General features: G+C 61.2%; 2 protein-coding genes. Both read right to left on the bottom strand.

The features are described 5' to 3' along the window. Positions 1–922, bottom strand: a 922-nt coding sequence (locus AAFM29_RS18025; RefSeq protein ID WP_341714076.1) for a hypothetical protein, incomplete at its 3' end; no start/stop codon positions are given. A gap of 113 nt (positions 923–1,035) precedes the next feature. Continuing rightward, positions 1,036–1,516: hypothetical protein (locus AAFM29_RS18020; protein WP_341714075.1), on the bottom strand; the 481-nt coding region annotated here is incomplete at its 5' end.

The following is a 1,516-nucleotide window of genomic DNA, read 5'->3' as shown; positions in this document are numbered from 1 at the left end:
CGATATCGCCTTCGGCTTCGGCATATTCCCTTTCGAAAATGCCGAGCACATGCTGACCGTCGCGCACGCGCTGCAGGTTCTCGGTCATGCGCGACAGGATCGATGTGAGGCGCAGCCCGACAAAGCCGAGCAGGGCGAGCGACGGAAAGGCGGATTCGATGCTCTGGTCCGATTGCGCGAAATAGGTGGCGGTAAGGACGATGGCACCCGCGATCACCAGCTCGTTGACCGCGCGCGGCAGCATCTCCATGCCGCGCACGCGCCTGTCCGACAGCGAGAACACCTCGTTCGCCTTGCCATAGCGGTCGATCACCGTGCCGATGCGGTTCGAAAGCCGCAGATCGATGGTGCCGCGAAACCCGTCGGTCTTGATGAAGTTGAGGCTGCGCAACGCCTCCTCGCGCTTCATCGCCAGCGTGTTCGCGATATTCTTCGTGCCTTTCAGCATCAGGGCCTGCGTCACGCCCAATATGCCGACGATCAGGAACAGCAGCACCGGATCGACGAAGACGAAAAGCAGGACGAGCATGACCAGCACCAGCACGACATCGACAATGACCATGACGGCCGAACTCAATACCGAGCGGAACAGCGTCATCGCGACATCGAGCGAGTGCATGTAGGTCTGGATCGACCGCGTGAGGAATCGTTCGAGCGGGCGGTTCAGCAGCAGGCTGAAGAACCGCGTCACGACCTTTTCGTAGGTCTTGAGCACAAAGCGCTGGAGCATGAAGCGGGTCAGCACGTCGAGCAGGTTCTTGACGAGAAACACCCCGATCAGCACCGCGCCGCCGACCAGCGTGCGCTGGGTCACCGAATAATGGCTGACATCGGGCAGGAAGCGCAGGATCGCCGCCGACGCATCGCTGAAATGCCCGACGACGACGGCGATATAGGTGAACAACGCAAGGGCGGAGACCACCTCGAATAGAGGAAGACGAGATGCGCCTTGCCCGCATTGTCGAGGTGCCGCCAGAAAAGCCGCAGTGAGGGGATCAGATTGTCCATGAGCTGAGGATCTGGGGGACGCCCGGGCTAGATGTGTTTGCGAAGCATGGCATCGATCTTGTTGGCGAGGCGCCACGCCGATGGCGGCAGATGCCATTTGAGATACCGGCGAAGATAGGTCGTGCGATAGGAACGCTTTGACGGGAAGAGCTTGGCGTCGGGCTTGGCATAGCGCCAGTTCGGCATCCAGTAATCGCCGATCGTCTTCCATGTCCGCGTGCCCGCCAGCGCATCGTGCGGGATGGCGGAAAGCATCTTGTAGAGCGATTTGGGCGGGCTGGCGCAAAGTTCGCCCCAGATCCGCGCATTATAGGCGCGCAGTTCTGCCGGGTTCAGCAGGTCGAAGACCGGGCGAATATCCTCTGCAAACATCCTGACGCCGCGGCGCGCGGCCTTGATATGCGCGTCGCGCACCGTTTCCGCCGCCGATTTTTCGTAATGCACCGTCTCCACGCCCGACGGACCCTGCTTCAGATAGGCCGCGCTCGGCATCCAGTCGGCATAGATC

Source organism: Erythrobacter sp. (assembly GCF_038133525.1).
GTDB lineage: Bacteria > Pseudomonadota > Alphaproteobacteria > Sphingomonadales > Sphingomonadaceae > Qipengyuania.
The sequence above is the reverse complement of the archived record's forward strand: the minus strand, read 5'-3'. Positions and strand labels throughout refer to the sequence as shown.